Origin of the sequence: Micromonospora sp. WMMD1120 (assembly GCF_029626235.1) — a bacterium.
Classification (GTDB): Bacteria; Actinomycetota; Actinomycetes; order Mycobacteriales; family Micromonosporaceae; genus Micromonospora.
The window spans coordinates 2,655,379-2,673,173 of record NZ_JARUBO010000005.1 but is presented as its reverse complement, the minus strand read 5'-3'; the positions used below and the strand labels follow the sequence as shown (position 1 = coordinate 2,673,173).

Sequence of the window (17,795 nt, the reverse complement as noted above, 5' to 3'; positions counted from 1 at the left end):
CACACGCCCATGCCGAAGCCCAGCTCCACCGCCCCCGGTGACCGGCCTCAGCCGGCACCGGTCGGGCTGCTCCTTCCCCGCCCCCGCGTCCCACGCACGCCCCGTCCGGGAGTGCCGGACTGGCACGGGCTATCCCCGAACCACCTCGCCTACCTCATCCGCCGCTACACCCACGTCGGGGACGTGGTGCTCGACCTCGACGCGCACCCCACCGCCATCGCCGCGACCGTTTACCTGAACCGGGTACCGGCCTGGCTGTTCACCGGTCGCCACGGCATGCACGTGCGGCTCCTGCCGCCCGCGCCCGAACGCCGGACGTGCCACGCCCTGCGCCGTCCCGGCCCACGTGTCGACCTGATCCTGGCGACCCTGCCGAAGGGCGCGCCGGGCCTCACCCATGACGAGGCGGCCACGGCGATGCGCACCTGGCGCCCTCTGCTACGCCCTGGCGGGTTCCTGCTGGTCGGACTCACCGCCCCGCCGCCCCGGCTGGGAGAGTTCAGCCACCGTGCCACCGTCATCGCCGCCGCCCGAGCCGCCGGACTCTTCTACCACCAGCACATCCCCGCCGTCCTCGTCCCGCTGCCCGAGCACGAGCCGCGCACCGCCCCGCACCGCCCCGACGAGGGCGACGACGGCCGCCGTCTGCTCGCCGGCCGCCACCTGCCGGCCTTCCGAGATCTGCTCGTGTTCGGCACCACCGCCACCGGTGAGGAGAACGCCCGTGCCTGAGCCTCGTTCGCCGTTCCACACCGCCGGCCCCCACCACTCCGAACCGCCGTACCCCGGCGCGTCCGACCTGGCCGCCCTGCTCACCGAGGGCTACCTCGGCTCGGTCTGGCTCACCGGTCAAACCGCGTCGCGGGACCTGCGGCGCGGCCGATACACCCGGGAGTCGTTGACGCACCCCGGCAAGATGCTGCCGACCATCCCCCGGTACGCCATCCGCACCTACACCAACCCCGGTGAGGTGGTCCTCGACCCCATGGCCGGCATCGGCACCACCGTCATCGAGGCCATGCACCTCGGCCGCCACGGCGTCGGCGTCGAGTACGAAGCCGAATGGGTCGCCAAGGCAGCCGACAACATCCGCCACACAGTCCAGACCGGGGCGCCGGGCCAGGGCGAGATCTACCACGGGGACTCGACCGCGCTGCCGGCACTGCTGCCGGCCAGCCTGCACGGCCAGGTCTCCCTCGTAATCACCTCACCGCCCTACGGGTCGTCCACCCACGGCCACGTCCGTACCCCTGGCCCGAGACGCGGCAAAGTCCGCAAGATCAACCACAAGTATGGCGGCGGGGACAACCTCGCGTACCGAAGCCACGGCCAGCTCGCCAACGGGTTCACCGCAATCCTTGCCGGCTGCCGGGCTCTGCTGCGGCCCGGCGGGCATGTCGTCGTCACCGCCCGGCCCTACCGCCGCCACGGCGAACTCATCGACATCCCCGGCATGGTCGCCGCCGCCGGCATCAACGCCGGCCTCGAACTGGTCGAGGAGTGCATCGCCCTCATCTGCGGCGTCCGCGACGGCGTGATCATCCCTCGGGCCTCGTTCTTCCAGCAGAAGAACGTCCGCGACGCCATCGCCAGCGGTAACCCGCAATGGCTCGTCCAGCACGAGGACGTGCTGGTCCTGAGAGCCCCGACGATCTCCGTCCCACACGACGCCGAGTGCAGGTCAGCGCGCACATCGGCGCACGCTGACCGGCTTGATGCCTTCGCCCCGCACCGCGTGGATCGACGTGCCCAGGCGGTGCCCCCCGGAAACGCCAATCCCGGCGGCAGCGCCATCGATCCCCGGTCCCACCCGGACCGGAACGGTGAAAGGACGTCCGATCCGTGCCCGCCCTATCCGCACCCCACCCCGGGGGACGTACAGCCCGACCCCACCGCCCACCGGCGGTCCGGCGACCCCGACGGGCCACGCCCACAACTCGATTCACCTACTGCTCCGGGCCGGCAATGAGCACCCCGACGGCAGCCGAGTGGCGACCCGACCCCCTCCTGACCATCGATGACGTCGCGACCTGGTTGGGCAAGCCGAAGAACACCCTCTACGCCTGGCACAGCCGAGGCAAGGGACCGCGCGCCATCCGGGTCGGCAACAGCCTGCGCTACCGGCGCAGCGAGGTCGAACACTGGCTCGACGCCCACACCGACCCGGAGCGCTGAGCCATGGCCCGGCCTCCACTACCCATCGGAACCTGGGGCAACATCCGCACCGAGAAGCTCGGCCCCAACCGGTACTGCGCCCGAGCCCGATTCCGCGACTACGACGGCAGCACCCGCGACGTCGAGGCCACCGACACCACCGGCCCCGCCGCAATCCGGGCGCTCAAGGTCAAACTTCGTGACCGTGCCGCTCCCAACGAGGACGAGATCACCCGCGAGACCCACATCAGCAGACTCGCCAGCCTTTGGCTCGAAGAGATCACCGCAGAAGAGCGTCTCGCGCCGCAGACCATCAGCCAGTACGAAGTGAGCGTGCGCGTCTCGGTCGTGCCCGCCCTGGGCAACCTTCGTATCCGGGAGGCCAGCGTCGGCCGCATCGACAAGTTCCTGCGCAAGGTCGCCGAGGACCGCCCGACAGCCGCCAGGCTCGCAAAGGTCGTCCTGACGCAGATGCTCGCCCTGGCCGTACGCCGCGGCGCACTAACGACCAACCCCGTCCGCGAAACCGGCCGACTACGCAACCCGCGCCGCAAGGTCGTCGCCTTAGAGACAGAACAGTTGGAGGGCGTCCGTGCGGCAATCCGGCGGTGGCAGCAGGCCACTCCCGGTAAACCCGGGCCTCGGCACACCGGCGATCTGGGCGACATCGTCGACCTCATGCTCGCCACCGGCGCCCGCATCGGCGAGATCCTGGCAACGCGCTGGGAAGACCTCGACCTTGCCGCCGAACGCCCGACACTGACCATCTGCGGCACGATCGTCTACCTCAAGGGCAAGGGCTTCTTCCGGCAGGACTGGACGAAATCCGACGCCGGCTTCCGAACCGTTGTCCTTCCCCACTTCGCAGTAGGAATGCTGATGGCCCGCAAGCTCAACGCCGCCGACAACCCCCACGATGCGATCTTCGCCTCCCGGCGCGGCACCTGGCTGTCTCCGCAGAACGTGCGTCGCCAGTGGCGTCAGGCCCGCATCGGCGCCGGCCTCGAATGGGTCACGCCACACACCTTCCGCAAGACCGTCGCCACGCTGATCGACAAGGAGGCTGACGCCAAACACGCCGCCGCCCAGCTCGGGCACGCCACCGAGCAGGTCACCAACAGGCACTACATCGTCAAGCCCGCTCTCGCCCCGGACAGCTCCGACATCCTCGAACAACTTGGCGCTGGCCGGGCCACGACCAGGCACGAGCGTCGCCCCCATGGCCCAAGCCCGACTGGATAGACACGGGGACCTTCTCCCGACATGCTGTCGGCGTGCAGGTCCGGGCGCAGAGCTAGGGACGGCCGCACGTGCATACCCTCGCCGAGTTCGGTCTGCGTTCGGCGACTGGCCCTCTGATCTGGCGATCATCGAAGTCGGTGACGTTACGTAACTTCGGACGCCGAGCGCCGCGCCGCTCGGCGTCCGGATCTGCCGATGAGCGGGTACTCGATCTTTTCTGTGGGCGTTCTGGGAAGGGCTGCCCCAGCGCCTGGCCACCGCGCCAAGCTCCTCACCCGCCGGCGGCGGGGATTGGCCGCCTAGCCCGGTCGGAGGCGAAAGCAGAATGTCACCTCGGGCACCCGCCCACCCGGCGGCGAGGCGAGAGCGCCGGGATGCGGTCGGTGGGCGGGCTGCTTGTTGTCGAGGGTGCCGGTGCCGCCGCGTTTGAGCGGGACGACGGGTTAACCCATGAACGAGCCCGGATCCATGTACGGGAACTGGTAGTCGATGTCGTCACCGCAGAGCGCCCATGGTGGTCGACCTCTGGCGATGGATGCTCGGTGCCTGTCGCGGATCGCCGCGTTGCGCCGTGCTTGGCTCAGTGCCGACTTCCACCCCTTGCGGATGTGATCGACTTCACGTACTTCGCATCCTCTACTTCCAGGGTTCACCCGCACGAAGTGCCGATCTCTCATTCAGCGGCGCCCGAGGGGGCGTCCACAATTGAAGGAGTTCGGCATGGGAAGGGCAAGAAGATCGAAGCAAGGATCTGGGCGACCAAGGGAGCGTCGGCGTCTGACTGGTGATCAGGCGTTGACGCTGATCGGGATCGTCGTGCGGATTGTGGATACCGTCAGTCGGTGGATCAACTGGGAGTGACGGTGGCAGGTGGGTCGATGCGCCCCGTCGTTGAGCGCGCCGACCGATTCACCTCGCTGCCGTACGGGGTAGCTGCGGCTGCGCCCGAAGCGATGAAACGATGACCCCATGGCGGAACACATTCGATTCATCCTCAGCATGGAGGTAGCCGTCGACGACCCGATCGAGTTCCGGGCTGGGCAGCTCGACATGGCCCGGGACTCGACTACGGGTGAGATGGAGCCGGTCGGCGCCGTGGGGCTCGACCTTGAGGAGCAGGTCGGCAACGTGGCGGTGCTGGCGGCGATGGTCGCCCTTCGGGACACGCCCGGAGTCAGCCCGGTCGGAGGCTCGACTCTCCCGTGGGAGAAGGCAGAGGACGGCTCTTGGCCGGAGAAGACTCTGCCGCGCATGTCCTCTCGCGCGGAGCTTGACGAATGGGCGCGGCGGCGGAGCGACGAAGCCACCGACGAGGGCTGACACCCCGACAGAGGCCCGGTCCGCGACCGGACCGGGCCTCTGTCGCCTCACAACTGTCGTACGGCGCGGCTACGGTGCCGGTCATGAGTGATGAAGCTAAGAAGGGCGTGCAGGTCGCGGTGCCGCATGGGGCGGGCCGGGACTTCCACGAGGGCGCATCCGACGTGCATGTCGGCGACGGCCACCTGTACGTGTATCGGGGCGCGCGGACCAACGGTTTTGTGGTCGCCGTGTATGCGCCGGGGAAGTGGCATAACGCGCAGGTGCTCAGCTAGGTGACCGGTACCACTAAGGCCCGCCTGGCAGGGCGGGCCTTTTCGTGTTGCGGGCTTCTTGTCCGGTGAGACGTCGACCCCCTTGACGTCGCTGGGTGTGTCGGACATGTCGAACCCGACGTCGGCGGAGTCGTACCTGGCGTCGCGTGAGGATCTGCCTCAGTGCGTGCCAGGCGGCGTTGTACGGCTCGGTCGGGACGACCCGGTAGGACTGGCACGCCTGCCGCGCCTCGTCGTAGTCGGCGCCCTCCAGATGTCGGCGTACGTCTTGAACTGCAGAGCCGCGTACGCCTTGAAGTACACAGCAGCCGATGACGTCGGTACGTCCGTGAGGGCAGGCCGCGAGCATTCGTCGAGTACGCAAAGGCACCGCAAGCGGGGGCGGCAGTGTCCGAATCTGCCGATGAGCGGATGTCCGGTGACCCTGCCGCGGCAGTGATCACACCTGTGGCAGGACACTCATACTGGGGCGTATGGCCCGGGATGCTTCGTCGGTCGACGCTGTTATGCGCTTCGCCGCTGCCCTGCACGAGATACGTGGTCTGCTACTCGCCGACTTGTCCCCCGTCGCAGACATCGCGGATTTTCTGGCAGCGGTCCGGTCGCGCCGGGAGTTGCCCCGGGAGGGCCTCACCCGTAGCGGCATCGAGTACACCGTCCACGGCGCGGGGTGCAGGATGATCAGTCCTGACGGCAGGGAGGTCGACGTCGATCTGGTCACCGATCCGCTGCTCGGGCGCGAGGTTGAAGCATTCGATGCCTGGCGAATTCGCTGGTTCCTCAACGAAGCCGCCGACGACGGCTACAGCAATGAGGACATCGTCATGGCCTGCACCCAACTTGTTCGAGAGGGTTACCTACGCGAGGTGGTTGAAGGCCGCTGGTTCGCGCTGCCTGACGCTCCGCCAGCATGAGTCACCCACACGTAGCAATCCACCGCCGTCCGTCTTGAAGCATCGCACTTGCAGGTATCCGGATCTGCCGTGACGAGGGCGGGAGCCTTTCGTTGCAGGGGCAGCGGTGGCCATCATGGTCTCTCATGAGGTTCGAGACGCTCGTCATCGTGGACGTGGTGGGCCGACCGGCGAGCTACTCGTCGGCAGCCGAGCCTGCGTGGAAGGCCGCGGTCCGCGAGGCATTCACCAGGACTGGCCTGGGTCCGTGGGCGGAACGCTTCTCGGTTCTCGTCGAGTTTCGTACGCCTAAAGCGCGCAACGCAAACGAGGTGTGGGACCTCGACAACCTGGTCAAGCCGACGCTAGATGCGATGGAGGGCGTCTTCGGGCGCCGAGAATGGGCCGGGCCAGCCCAAGCGGCAGACCACCGCGTCGATCATCTCGACGCGACCAAGCGCACCGTTCGGAGCGACGAAGTACCCGGCGCCCGGATCGAGGTTCGGCGCTTGGTTCAGTAACGCGAGGACGCGCAGTCAAGTAGCCGCAGGCCGTGCATCATGATCGCAGCCGCGTGGCGAGTGGCGACGCGCGTACGTGCCGACGAGCGGGCGCAAAGGGACCGGAGGTCTTCAAGCCGGATTGTCATTGCGGGACGTGTCGAAGACTGATAGCGCTAGCCCGTAGATGCCGGTTGCAGTCACGGTGGCGTCGTCAATCGCGCTCGGGTCGACGCTCCAGCGACCGGCCATCGCCATCACATCGGATTCCGACGGCGTCGTGTTGTACCAGGCTGTCCACTCATCGTCGGACCAGTGTTCGCACCCGGCCTCCATACCGCGGAGACCGACGCCCAGCGTGATTTCGTCGGCTGTGGGGGCACCGACGAACAGAGGCACCTCGCCTCGCTCGCCGTTGAAGCAGTAGGCGCGCAGCAGCTCACCATCAAAGGCTCGAGCCCAGGCATGATAATCCGGGACCCGTTCGTTGGCGAAGAACTGCACTTCACCCAGCTGCTGACTCAGCGCCCTGAGCCAATCGGGAAAGGGCGACTCGGTCGCATCGAAACCCGGCGGCATATGCCGCCGGCCGTGGGCGAAGGTCCAGCCTGGCACCGGCGCAACCACGTACACGCCGTCCTGGTAGGCCCGGTCGGTGCCAGTGGCCCAGTCGAGGACTTCCCGGTCGCGTAGACCAAGGGCATCGGCTACCTCGTCTGGGCTCCGATTTCGGACAGCCAGCCACGACGTCTTGTAACTGAATCCGGCCACGCCTCTCATGATCCCAGGAGCCTGTTCGTAGCTGCCCGGAGGATCCGGATCTGCCGCTGGCCGGGCGCGAGCCCGACCAGCCCAGCGGTGACGGACTGTAGTCGACAGGGCGGTCCGTCATGCGGCATGGGAAGGTGCTCGACAAAGGTCGTCGCCCCTCCTGGAACGTCGACCACTGCAGGCTCCGGCCGTACCTGCTTGTGCACCTGGACCCGTACGTCGACGCATGCCCACCACGGACCCGCTAGAACCCGATCGCCCACCAGCGTTACCGGGGGGTTTTCGGGGGGCGATTCAAAACTGCATAGATAGATATCAGCAACCTGGCCAGCTTCTTGCTGTTCAGGGCCTTGTCTTGGTGCCCCCGGCAGGATTCGAACCTGCGACACACGGTTTAGGAAACCGATGCTCTATCCCCTGAGCTACGGGGGCGCGAGGGCACAGTCTAGCGACCTTGGGGTTCACCTGGGGTGGCAGGGAGTGGCCCACGTTCACCCGCGTCACCCGGACCCGTGTTCTCCCAGCCCAGGACCACAGCTCGAGTCTCCATGTGACTCCCGTTGATCTTGGCGGGCAGGGTGGAGCGGCCGACGCGATGGGGCCGCGTCGGCGGAGGCGGTCTGGTTCAGGCTGCGGCGCGGACGGTTAATGCTGGTCGACTGAAGGTTTTGCGGTCGCGGATGAGTGCCCAGAGGACGTCGACGCGTCGTCGGGCGAGGGCGAGTATGGCTTGGCGGTGGTTCTTTCCTTCGGCGCGTTTCTTCTCGTAGTAGGCGCGGGAGGCAGGGCATTCTCGGGCGGCGGTGAATGCGGCCATCCACAGAATGTGCCGCAGCCGCCGATGAAAGCGACGAGGCTGGCGGTGATTCCCCGAAACCGTTCCGGAGTCGCGGGAGACAGGCGCCAAACCTGCGTGCGCGGCCAACTTCGCCGGGCTGTCGTACTCGGTCATGCCGGCGGTGTGGACGAGCAGTTCGGCGGTGAGCAAGGGTCCCATGCCGGGCAGGCTCCCGATGATCGGTGCGAGGGGGTGTTGGTCGAGCTGTTCGGCGATGAGGTCGTCCACGGCGGCGATGCGTTGCTCAAGGGCGAGGATTTCGGTGGCCATCTGCCCGACCACCACGGCAGCAGCACGCTGGCCAGGCAGGGTGACAGTCTGCTGCCGGGCGGCGGCGACCATCGCCTCAGCGACCTGGACGGCGTTCTTGACGTGCCCGCGCCGGAGCAGCGCAGTGATCCGGTCGACGCCGGCATGCCGGATCGCCGCCGGCGTCTGCCAGCACGCGAGGACCATCATCGGGGCCTTCCGGTTCAGGTCCACAGCCCGCTCCAGGGCGGGACTGATGCCGGTGAGGAGTTCCCGCAAGCGGAACAGGGTCGCGACGCGCTGGCCGACGAGGTCGGCGCGGTAGCCGGTGAGCACGGTGAGTTCGGCGAGTAGCCGGTCGGAGGGTTCCAGGATCGGGATGTCGGGGCGCATGCGGATGGTCTGGGCGATGACCACCGCGTCGCGGGCATCGGTCTTGTTCTCACCGGCGAACGCGGCGGCCATGTGGAATGCGACGGTCCCGGAGACGTAGCGGACCTGCACCTGGCGCCGCCACAGCAGGGTCAGCAGCAGCGCGGACAGGCCGGTGGTGATGTCGACCGCCCAGCAGACCGGCCGCCCGTGTGTCGACACCTCAGCCATGACCGTCAACAGGGCGGTCTCGTCGTTGGCGACCCGGCGGGAGTAGACCAACCGACCGTCACTGGCGACGGCGGCGACATGGTGGTGGGTCTTGCCGATGTCCACGCCGATCCACAACTTCGCCACCCTCGTGCTCCCCTTCATCGGTCAGTTTTGGCGAATGGCCCTGGTCTGCGGGTTCGGACTTGCCGGCACCTTCTCACGAGGCGAACGCAGGTCGCGGATCTCCATCAGCGGTCTACCGAATCTCGCAGACGACGAAGCGGTGGGTGGCATCTCCTACCGTGAGCCAAGCGATCTCGACGAAACACACGCAGCCATACCCACCGCTCCCGGGCATCAGGGTCTACGGCCACCAGGACCGCGCCGGTTCAACCGACCGGCCCGCGAGGCGGGAAGGTGGGTGGGCACCTCGAGGCTCAGCCACGATCACGGCGGAACACACACAGCCATCCCTACTCCCGACCCTGCGGGCGCGGCAGCCCCGAGCGTGCCGCCGTCACCGGCCGGCACCTCGGACACGATGTGCGAGGCCTGGGCGGCGGGCGGCGTCTGGTTCACGCGGCATGGTGATGATCAGCACGTTCGGTCAACTCTCCCCTGACGGAAGGGTAGGGTCGGTGCCGGTCGTCCCGGTGTTGGCCGGGTGGCTGCTGCGGCAGCCCAGACCGAGTCCAGGTGATGAGGTCTTCGGCCGGCAGGACCGACTGTTGCTGGTCGTGGTCGCCGCGCCCTGTCGGCGTGGGGCTGGACCTGTGCGCGTCCGCGTGACGCCCCGAGTGGAAATGGCTGTATGTCTTCTGTGCTGTCCGCGGTCTCCCGGCCGCGTCTGTCCCGTCCGTCCTGGCTGTCGCCGAAGGTGTTCCGCACCGAGGCCCTCGCCGGTCTGGTCGTCGCCCTGGCGCTGATCCCGGAGGCGATCTCGTTTTCGATCCTGGCCGGGGTCGACCCTCGGGTGGGCCTGTTCGCCTCGTTCACGATGGCGGTCACGATCGCGATCTGCGGCGGCCGGCCGGCGATGATTTCCGCCGCGACCGGGGCCATCGCCCTGGTGGTGGCGCCGCTGGCGAAGGAGCACGGGCTGGACTACCTGATCGCGGCGGTGATCCTCGGCGGAGCGATCCAGGTGCTGCTGGCGGTGCTCGGCGTGGCGAAGCTGATGCGGTTCATCCCGCGCAGCGTCATGGTGGGATTCGTCAACGCCCTGGCGATCCTGATCTTCGCCGCCCAGGTCCCGCACCTGCTCGGCGTGCCGTGGCTGGTCTACCCGCTCGTCGCCGTCGCTCTGGCGATCATGGTCGGGCTGCCCCGGCTCACCCGTGCCGTACCGGCGCCGCTGGTCGCGATCGTGGTGTTGACCGTGGTCACCGTCTTCGCGAGCGTGGCGGTGCCGACCGTCGGCGACGAGGGCGCCCTGCCGGAGAGCCTGCCCACCCTCGGCCTGCCGCAGATCCCCTGGACCATGGACACCCTCACCCTGATCGCCCCCTACGCCCTGGGGATCGCGCTGGTCGGGCTGATGGAGTCGCTGATGACCGCGAAGCTGGTCGACGACATTACCGACACCCCCTCCAGCAAGACCCGCGAGTCCTGGGGCCAGGGCGTCGCCAACATCGTCACCGGGTTCTTCGGCGGCATGGGCGGCTGCGCGATGATCGGCCAGACGATGATCAACGTGAAGGCGTCCGGTGCCCGTACCCGCCTGTCGACGTTCCTGGCCGGCGTGTTCCTGTTGGTCCTGGTCGTCGCCCTCGGCGACGTGGTCGCCGTCATTCCGATGGCCGCCCTGGTCGCCGTGATGATAATCGTGGCGGTGTCGACGTTCGACTGGCACTCCGTCGCCCCGGCCACGCTCAAGCGGATGCCGTACGGCGAGACGATCGTCATGCTCGCCACCGTGGCCACCACCCTGGCCACCCACAACCTCGCCATCGGCGTCGTCGCCGGCGTCCTCACCGCCATGGTGATCTTCGCCCGCCGGGTCGCCCACCTGGTCGAGGTCACCAGCGTCCTGGACCCCGACGGCAGCACCCGGATCTACTCTGTGCACGGGGAGCTGTTCTTCGCCTCCAGCAACGACCTCGTCGGCCAGTTCGACTACGCCAACGACCCGGAGAACGTGGTCATCGACATGACCCACGCCCACGTCTGGGACGCCTCCTCCGTCGCCGCCCTCGACGCCATCACCACCAAGTACGCCGCCTGCGGCAAGACCGTCGAGATCGTCGAGCTGAACAAGCCCAGCGCCCGCATCCACGACACCCTCGCCGGCCAGCTCGGCGTCGGGCACTGATGGCCGCCACCAGCCGCGGCGCCGGGCCGGAGCAGCACGCCAGCGGCCCGGCCACCGGCCGGCTCATGCAGATCGGCGAGGCAGCCGAACGGGTCGGGCTGAGCATCCGTACCATCCGCCACTACGAGGAAGCCGGCCTCATCGTCCCCTCCGCCCGCAGCGAGGGCGGCTTCCGCCTCTACACCGAACCCGACCTCGACCGCCTCGCCGTCGTCAAACGCATGAAACCCCTCGGGTTCACCCTCGACGAGATGCGGGATCTGCTCACCGTTCTCGACGCGCTCGACACCGCCACGGGCGCCGACCGGACCGAGTTGCTCGACCGGCTCGACCTGTTCCACACCGCCGCCACCACCCGTGTCACCGCGCTACGCGACCAACTCGCCACGGCCGAAGGCTTCGCCGACACCCTCCGCGACAAGCTCGACCACCACGGCAGCCCGGCGGCCTGATCACCACCCTTGCCGACCAGCCCTGAGCCGGGATCCTGCGGTGCGGGGTCATCGGTCGGCGTCGGTGACCGCGCCGAGGGCGGGGCGGGCGGCGGTGCGGGTCATGACCGCGATTAGGACGGTCGCTACCGCCACGTGCAGGGCACCGAGGATGACCCGGGTCGCGACGTCCATACCGGAGGCCGCCAGCGGCGCGAAGGACACCAGCAGGACTACGAGCGCGGTGATCGTCCAGACCAACCGCGCGGACCGGGGCAGCACCCGCTCCAGGAGAGCGAGCAGCACCCAGCCAGCCAGGGCGGCGGCCAGCGCGACAACCACGACCGGAGCAAGACCGATCTCCGGCCGTTCTCGCCCGGGTGGCCCGCCGGTGACGGTGAGCCGGTGCCCCAGCAGCGGGACGGCGACCGTCCAGAGAGCGGTGGCCACGCCAACGGCCCCGACCACACCCCAGATCCGGTGGCTACGGTTCATGTGGCAGCCGACGCCGGATCGACCACGCCGTGCAGGAACACGTCGACCAGTGTCTCGACCGAAGTCTCCGTGCCCCCGTGTCCTCCCCGCCGGCCCATGAGTATGCCGAGGAAGATGGCGGCGAGCTGTTCAACCGGCAGTCGCAGCGTGGCCCGGTCGGGTTCGAGCAGTCGCATCACCGCCTGGTGGGTGCGCTCGGCCGCCGCCGCCCGACCGCCGGTCACGCTGCTGTCCGCCGGCCGGCGACGCTCATCTCGGCGCCCGCTGGCGTGCAGCGCCCCGATCACCGCGCCCATCCGATCGAGGTAGGCATGCAGGGTCGCTGCCGCCTCGGTCAACCGGGCGGCCAAGGGCTGATCCAGCGGCACCGCGTCGAGTTCGGCCAGAACATGGTCATTGCGCAGGGCGGCCGACACGCAGGCGTCCAACAGCTCGTCCTTGTCAGCGAAGGCCCGAAAGACCGTGGCCTCACCGATCCCGGCCGCTTTCGCGATCTGCAGGGTGGTCACTGCCGAGCCGTGCTCGACCAGCAGAGGCAGCGCCGCCGCCACGATCATCTCGCGTCGATCTTCCGCACTCATCCCCGGCGCTCTGCGCCGGCTGGGCGTCTCAGTCATGCCCATCAACGCACGGAGTGAGGACTCACTCCGTCAATAGGATTACTGCCGTCTTGGTCGCGGTCGACAGTCTCCAGTTCGCGGAAACCAACTAGTTCGGGCCCCAAGCATCTGACTGATAAGCCCAGCGTGCTTGGCCTAGCGTAGTAGGCTTACTGGCATGGGTCGGTTCTCCGAGGATGAGCTGCATGCGGTTGTTTCGAGGTATGAGGCGACGCGCGCGGCCGCGTTGACCGAGCGGGACGAGCAACTGCGGGCGTTTCACGCGGCCGGCTGGCGGCCGGTGGATCTGCAACGCGTCACCGGCTACAGCCGAGAGACGATCCGCCAGGCACTACGACCGGAAGTCCGGCGGGCAACCAACCTCAGCCGGCGCCGGACATCACCCCAGCCGCCGGCGGACTACCGACCCTACGGCGACCGGAAGCCCTACGTGGTGGCCGAGACCCTCGCCGCACTGCACGGCCCGACCGGCGGCACGGTGACGCTGCCGCGTCACCTCGACTGGTCCGGACACGCCGAGTACGACCTGAACCGCACCACACGCCTGGCCAGCATGTACAAGGTGGTGCTCACCGAAGCCAGTACCGTCGACCATCTCAACACCTGGCTCGACGCCGACCTCCTCCGGCAGCTCTGGCCCACCCTCTGGCTGCCACCCCAACTCCGCCAGCGCTGGGAGGAAGCCTTCCCCGAACTCGCCGGGACCCGCAGCAACAGCAACGCGGCGTAGCGGTGGACCCCTTCCACGAACGCCTCGCCCGCACCGGACTCGCGGCAGCCGACCGATACGGCTTCGCACTGGCAGGCGGTTACGCGGTCCAGGCCGCCGGGCTCCTGGAGCGGCCCAGCGAGGACGTCGACCTGTTCACCGCCTGGGACCGCCGCGACGAGTTCACCGCCGCAGTCACCGCCGTCGTGCACGCCTACCGCAACGACGGCCTAACCGTCGAGACCGAACGGCAGTACGACACCTTCGCCCGGCTGACCGTCACCGACGGCGTGCGGGTCTCCAAGGTCGAACTCGGCGTGGACTGGCGCGCCAACGAACCGATCCTCATGGCGATCGGACCGGTACTGCACCCCGACGACGCGGTCGCGAACAAGATGAGCGCCCTCTACGGACGCGCGTTCGCCCGGGACTTCATCGACATCGACGCCACCCTCCGATCCGGCCGCTACACCCGTAACGCCCTCCTCGCCCTCGCCCAGCGCGCCGACCGCGGCTTCGACCCGCGCATCTTCGCCGACGCCCTCGGACAAGCCACCCAGCTCGATCCCGACGACTTCACCCAGTACGGCGTCACCGGCCCAGCACTGGACGATCTCCGAAGCCGATTCGCGGAGTGGCGCCGCGAACTGCTCGACGACGAGGAAGGATGACTCGGTCCCGACTCGCGGCAACGTGCAGCTGCACCCGCAGGACCCACAACGTTCCAGCTGATTTTCGGCAAGCGATCGCAGCGAGCCCACGAAGCGACCGGCACGCAACGGGGACGACAGTAAAGCCGCAGGTCACCAGCCTGCGTACACCGCTGGACCGTCGGGTTAGGAGTCTCCATGTGACTCCGGATGATCTTGACGGGCAGGGCGGAGCGGCCGGCGCGATGGGGTCGCGCCGGCGGGGAGCCGTCTGTTCAAGCTGCCACGCGGATTACCGGTGCCGGTCGAGCGAATGTCTTACGGTCGCGAAGGAGTGCCCAGAGGACGTCGACGCGTCGTCGGGCGAGGGCGAGGATGGCTTGGCGGTGGTTCTTTCCTTCGGCGCGTTTCTTCTCGTAGTAGGCGCGTGAGGTGGGGCATTCTCGGGCGGCGGTGAATGCGGCCATCCAGAAAATGTGCCGCAGCCTGCGGTGGTAGCGGCGGGGCTGCCGATGGTTGCCGGAAATTGCTCCGGAGTCGCGGGAGACAGGTGCCAGGCCAGCGTGGGCGGCGAGTTTCGCGGGGCTGTCGTACTCGGTCATGCCCGCGGTGTGCACCAGCAGTTCCGCAGTGAGCAGGGGGCCCATGCCGGGCATGCTCCCGATGATCGGCGCGAGGGGATGCTGGTCGAGTTGGTCGGCGATGAGGTCGTCGACGGCGGCGATGCGTTGTTCGAGGGCGAGGATCTCGGTGGCCATCTGCCCGACCACCACGGCGGCGGCACGCTGGCCAGGCAGGGTGACGGTCTGCTGCCGGGCGGCGGCGACCATCGCCTCGGCGACCTGGACGGCGTTCTTAACGTGCCCACGGCGGAGCAGCGCGGTGATGCGGTCGACGCCGGCGTGCCGGATCGCGGCCGGTGTCTGCCAGCAGGCGAGGACCATCATCGGCGCCTTGCGGTTCAGGTCGACCGCGCGTTCCAGGGCGGGACTGATCCCGGTGAGCAGCTCCTGCAACCGGAACAGGGTCGCGACGCGCTGGCCGACGAGGTCCGCGCGATAGCCGGTCAGGACGGTCAACTCGGCGAGGAGCCGGTCGGAGGGTTCCAGGATCGGGACGTCGGGGCGCATGCGGATGGTCTGTGCGATGACCACCGCGTCGCGGGCATCGGTCTTGTTCTCACCGGCGAACGCGGCCCCCATGTGGAATGCGACAGTCCCGGAGACGTAGCGGACCTGAACCTGCCGCCGCCACAGCAGGGTCAACAGGAGGGCGGACAGGCCGGTGGTGACGTCGACCGCCCAGCAGACCGGCCGGCCATAGGTCGACACCTCGGCCATGACGGTGAGCAGGGCGGTCTCGTCGTTGGCGACGCGGCGGGAGTAGACGAGCCGGCCGTCGCCGTCGACGGCGGCGACGTGGTGGTGGGTCTTGCCGATGTCCACGCCGATTCACAGCTTCGCCACCCTTGCGCTCCTTCACTTGGTCGGGTTTCTCGGTCGGCCCGTCGTCTGTGGGTTCGGGTTTGCCGGCACCTTCTCACGAGGCGAACGCGGATCGCGGGTCTCCATCAGCGGTCTACCGAATCTCGCGGACGACGAAGCGGCGGGTGGCATCTCCTACCGTCAGCCAAGCGATCTCGACGAAACACACGCAGCCATACCCACCGCTCCCAGGCATCAGGGTCTACGGCCCGCAGGGCCGCGCCCGTTCAACCAGCCCGCCCGCAAGGCGGGAGTGGGTGGCGCCTCGACGCTTAGCCACGATCACGGCGGAACACACACAGCCATCCCCACTCCCGACCCTGCGGGCGCGGCGACCTCGAGCCTGCCGCCGTCACCGACCGGCACCTCGGACACGATGTGCGGGACCGACGCAGCATGCTTTACCGAGCGCGGGGCAGGCGTACGGCATGGTGGCCCATGGCGACTGGCCACCGGCCGCTGTTCCGAGACCGGCCTGATTCCACTACAACCACCGAGACAGCGACTTGAATAGCGGTGTGCAAGTCAACAAGGACGGGCGGGACTGGCGCGTCGGCGCCGCCGCCGACGTGAGCTGGATCGCCGGGCACACCGGTGCCGGCGTCTCGATCACCACCGCGATCCCGCCGGTCTTCGACGCCTACGCCACCACGTACCAGACCGACGACGTCACCGCTGCCGCCTACGAGCAGGCCCTCGTCGAGGACCTCACCGCGCACACGTCCGACCAGCCGTGGTGGCTGGCCTACCTCGACACCGGCGCCCACGACGTCGTCTTTCCCCACGCCTCGAGGGTGTTGCTCTACTGGAATTGGCAGTACGTGCTGGTCCAGGCCGGCCCCGAGCAAGCGCTCACCTGGCGCACCGGTCATATCCGCCACCCTCACGGAGCGCTACCCGATCTGTTCTTTCCCGCCGACCGGTCATGGCTGGTCTCCGCGCTCTGGGACGACACCTGGACCTGCGTCGGCGGCCCCGCACCACTGATCCGCAACCTTCAACGCAACCCGGTGGCCAACGCCCGCCAGGTCCAGCCCGACGAGGACGCGCTGCCACCGGGGCTGACCCGCGAGTGACGCCCCCGGGGCGGCGCTCACCCCTCCGATCATGGCTGACGCCCTCACGGCTCGGCGACCGATCGCCGATTGTGATCTGTTGGTCGAGCGGCGTCAGTGACGAACCTGGGTCAGCAGCATGTCGCTCGCGTCGGTTCTGAAGTACAGCACCAGTCGGCCGCTGCGCGACGCGCCCACCAAGCCGGCCGATCGCAGCAGGCCCAGGTGTTGCGAAACGGCTCCGGGCGTCAGCCCGGTGCGGTAGGCCAGCTCCGTGGTGGAGGCTGGTGCGTCCAGCTCCAGCAACAGCCGGCTGCGGGAGCGCCCGATCACCCGTTGCAGCGCTGGGGCGGTCGCGGTGGTCTGCTTTCCCCACAGTGTCGCCACGCCGCGCGCGGGGTAGGTCAGCGTCGGCTGCCAGGGCGGCATGGTGCTGGAGAAGACCGTCGGCCAGACGAATGCCGACGGGACGAGCAGCAGGCCCTCGCCGTCCAGTTGGCGGTGACCGGCGAAGCGTGGATGGACGATGGTGAGCCGGTCGTCGTGCCAGCTCACGGATGGCGCCAAGTCGGTGAAGAGGCTCGTGGGACCGCCGTCGGCCAGGCGGCGGGCGCGGTGGACGACGTCGGCTTCCAGCAGGCTGCGCAGCCGGGGCCAGTACTCGCTGACGGCCAGTTGCCAGTAGTCGTTCATCTGTCCGGCGAGGCGATCCAGCCCCGCGGCGGGGTCGGTCCACAAGGCGTGCAGTTCGGCATCGTCCCTGCGCGCCCGCGCGTCGTCGCGCCCGGGGGGCGCGTTCCGCCGCGCCGGGTCCCGCAGTGTCGTCAACCGGTCCAGGTCCGTGCGCACCTGCTGCGGTGCGGTGCGGCGGAGATCTGCGAGCTCGGTCTGTAGATCGGGTACCGGCGTCGTCGGGGGTGGTGTGACGAAGTCGGGGATGTACCAGCTCGGCACTGGCACCAGGGCGAACAGCAGGTCGAAGGCGCCCGCTGCCGCGGCCACCCGGGGTGCCACCTGTTTGACCCACGGCACGTGCAGGGCGTATGCCGCTGGATCCTTGAGCACGCGGACGCTGGCGACGATCTCCTGCATCGGTGAGAACGCGAACCGCATCACCGCGAGGTCGTACGCCGAGAACCCGATGGTGAGCATCGCCCTCCTGCAATTCAGCCTGGTCTAAATCTATCGAGCTGACGGTCCTGTTCGCAGCATG

At 68.7% G+C, this 17,795-nt stretch carries 19 protein-coding genes and 1 tRNA gene; 13 read left to right on the top strand and 7 right to left on the bottom strand.

What is annotated here, in order from left to right:
* Positions 1-9: 9 nt before the first annotated feature.
* The 8 genes from O7634_RS12645 (at position 10) to O7634_RS12610 (ending at position 6,405) form a co-directional block, all read left to right on the top strand.
* On the top strand, positions 10-732 hold the full coding sequence (locus O7634_RS12645; protein WP_278153953.1) for a hypothetical protein: 723 nt from the start codon (positions 10-12) through the stop codon (positions 730-732).
* A gap of 67 nt (positions 733-799) precedes the next feature.
* The gene (locus O7634_RS12640; protein WP_278153952.1) at positions 800-1,969 is read left to right on the top strand and encodes a DNA methyltransferase; all 1,170 of its coding nucleotides are present in this window, start codon (positions 800-802) and stop codon (positions 1,967-1,969) included.
* The gene (locus tag O7634_RS12635) at positions 1,966-2,175 is read left to right on the top strand and encodes a helix-turn-helix domain-containing protein (RefSeq protein ID WP_278150332.1); all 210 of its coding nucleotides are present in this window, start codon (positions 1,966-1,968) and stop codon (positions 2,173-2,175) included. Before O7634_RS12640 ends, O7634_RS12635 begins: the two co-directional genes overlap by 4 nt.
* A gap of 3 nt (positions 2,176-2,178) precedes the next feature.
* Positions 2,179-3,396 carry a site-specific integrase gene (locus O7634_RS12630; RefSeq protein ID WP_278150331.1) on the top strand — a complete coding sequence of 406 codons (1,218 nt, stop codon included), beginning with the start codon at positions 2,179-2,181 and terminating at the stop codon, positions 3,394-3,396.
* A gap of 969 nt (positions 3,397-4,365) precedes the next feature.
* On the top strand, positions 4,366-4,716 hold the full coding sequence (locus O7634_RS12625; RefSeq protein ID WP_278150330.1) for a hypothetical protein: 351 nt from the start codon (positions 4,366-4,368) through the stop codon (positions 4,714-4,716).
* Between the two features lie 83 nt (positions 4,717-4,799).
* Positions 4,800-4,991, top strand: coding sequence for a hypothetical protein (locus tag O7634_RS12620; protein WP_278150329.1), 192 nt, complete (start codon positions 4,800-4,802; stop codon positions 4,989-4,991).
* A gap of 473 nt (positions 4,992-5,464) precedes the next feature.
* Entirely contained in the window at positions 5,465-5,905 is a 441-nt protein-coding gene (locus O7634_RS12615; protein ID WP_278150328.1) for a hypothetical protein, read from the top strand.
* Between the two features lie 125 nt (positions 5,906-6,030).
* Positions 6,031-6,405 carry a hypothetical protein gene (locus tag O7634_RS12610; protein WP_278150327.1) on the top strand — a complete coding sequence of 125 codons (375 nt, stop codon included), beginning with the start codon at positions 6,031-6,033 and terminating at the stop codon, positions 6,403-6,405.
* Between the two features lie 111 nt (positions 6,406-6,516).
* Here the strand turns inward: O7634_RS12610 and O7634_RS12605 are convergent, their stop codons facing one another.
* The 3 genes from O7634_RS12605 to O7634_RS12595 all read right to left on the bottom strand — a co-directional run bounded on the left by O7634_RS12605 (position 6,517) and on the right by O7634_RS12595 (position 8,971).
* Positions 6,517-7,155 (bottom strand): hypothetical protein, encoded by a 639-nt coding sequence (locus tag O7634_RS12605; protein ID WP_278150326.1) that lies wholly within the window; start codon positions 7,153-7,155, stop codon positions 6,517-6,519.
* A 356-nt stretch (positions 7,156-7,511) separates the two neighbouring features.
* Positions 7,512-7,587: transfer RNA gene (locus O7634_RS12600), tRNA-Arg, on the bottom strand.
* A 193-nt stretch (positions 7,588-7,780) separates the two neighbouring features.
* Positions 7,781-8,971 carry an IS110 family transposase gene (locus O7634_RS12595; protein ID WP_278150325.1) on the bottom strand — a complete coding sequence of 397 codons (1,191 nt, stop codon included), beginning with the start codon at positions 8,969-8,971 and terminating at the stop codon, positions 7,781-7,783.
* 667 nt (positions 8,972-9,638) lie between these two features.
* Here O7634_RS12595 and O7634_RS12590 point away from each other — a divergent pair.
* Together O7634_RS12590 and O7634_RS12585 are read left to right on the top strand one after the other, a co-directional pair.
* Entirely contained in the window at positions 9,639-11,138 is a 1,500-nt protein-coding gene (locus O7634_RS12590; protein ID WP_278150324.1) for a SulP family inorganic anion transporter, read from the top strand.
* Between the two features lie 65 nt (positions 11,139-11,203).
* Positions 11,204-11,590 (top strand): MerR family transcriptional regulator, encoded by a 387-nt coding sequence (locus O7634_RS12585; protein ID WP_278153951.1) that lies wholly within the window; start codon positions 11,204-11,206, stop codon positions 11,588-11,590.
* 48 nt (positions 11,591-11,638) lie between these two features.
* Here O7634_RS12585 and O7634_RS12580 read toward each other — a convergent pair whose 3' ends face one another.
* Together O7634_RS12580 and O7634_RS12575 are read right to left on the bottom strand one after the other, a co-directional pair.
* Entirely contained in the window at positions 11,639-12,064 is a 426-nt protein-coding gene (locus O7634_RS12580; RefSeq protein ID WP_278150323.1) for a DUF6069 family protein, read from the bottom strand.
* Positions 12,061-12,687: a TetR/AcrR family transcriptional regulator gene (locus tag O7634_RS12575; RefSeq protein WP_278150322.1), complete on the bottom strand. Its 627-nt coding sequence runs from the start codon at positions 12,685-12,687 to the stop codon at positions 12,061-12,063. The genes O7634_RS12580 and O7634_RS12575 overlap by 4 nt, the downstream gene beginning before the upstream one ends.
* 154 nt (positions 12,688-12,841) lie before the next feature.
* On the opposite strand from O7634_RS12575, the gene O7634_RS12570 reads away from it, so the two are divergent.
* Together O7634_RS12570 and O7634_RS12565 are read left to right on the top strand one after the other, a co-directional pair.
* Complete coding sequence (locus tag O7634_RS12570) at positions 12,842-13,414, top strand: hypothetical protein (RefSeq protein ID WP_278150321.1); 573 nt, start codon at positions 12,842-12,844, stop codon at positions 13,412-13,414.
* A 2-nt stretch (positions 13,415-13,416) separates the two neighbouring features.
* On the top strand, positions 13,417-14,064 hold the full coding sequence (locus O7634_RS12565) for a nucleotidyl transferase AbiEii/AbiGii toxin family protein (protein ID WP_278150320.1): 648 nt from the start codon (positions 13,417-13,419) through the stop codon (positions 14,062-14,064).
* A 254-nt stretch (positions 14,065-14,318) separates the two neighbouring features.
* On the opposite strand, the gene O7634_RS12560 is transcribed toward O7634_RS12565, so the two are convergent.
* On the bottom strand, positions 14,319-15,488 hold the full coding sequence (locus tag O7634_RS12560) for an IS110 family transposase (RefSeq protein ID WP_278150319.1): 1,170 nt from the start codon (positions 15,486-15,488) through the stop codon (positions 14,319-14,321).
* A 557-nt stretch (positions 15,489-16,045) separates the two neighbouring features.
* On the opposite strand from O7634_RS12560, the gene O7634_RS12555 reads away from it, so the two are divergent.
* Positions 16,046-16,603, top strand: a complete 558-nt coding sequence (locus tag O7634_RS12555; protein ID WP_278150318.1) for a hypothetical protein — start codon at positions 16,046-16,048, stop codon at positions 16,601-16,603.
* Positions 16,604-16,696: 93 nt separating this feature from the next.
* Here O7634_RS12555 and O7634_RS12550 read toward each other — a convergent pair whose 3' ends face one another.
* The gene (locus tag O7634_RS12550; protein WP_278150317.1) at positions 16,697-17,734 is read right to left on the bottom strand and encodes a DUF5937 family protein; all 1,038 of its coding nucleotides are present in this window, start codon (positions 17,732-17,734) and stop codon (positions 16,697-16,699) included.
* Positions 17,735-17,795: the final 61 nt, after the last annotated feature.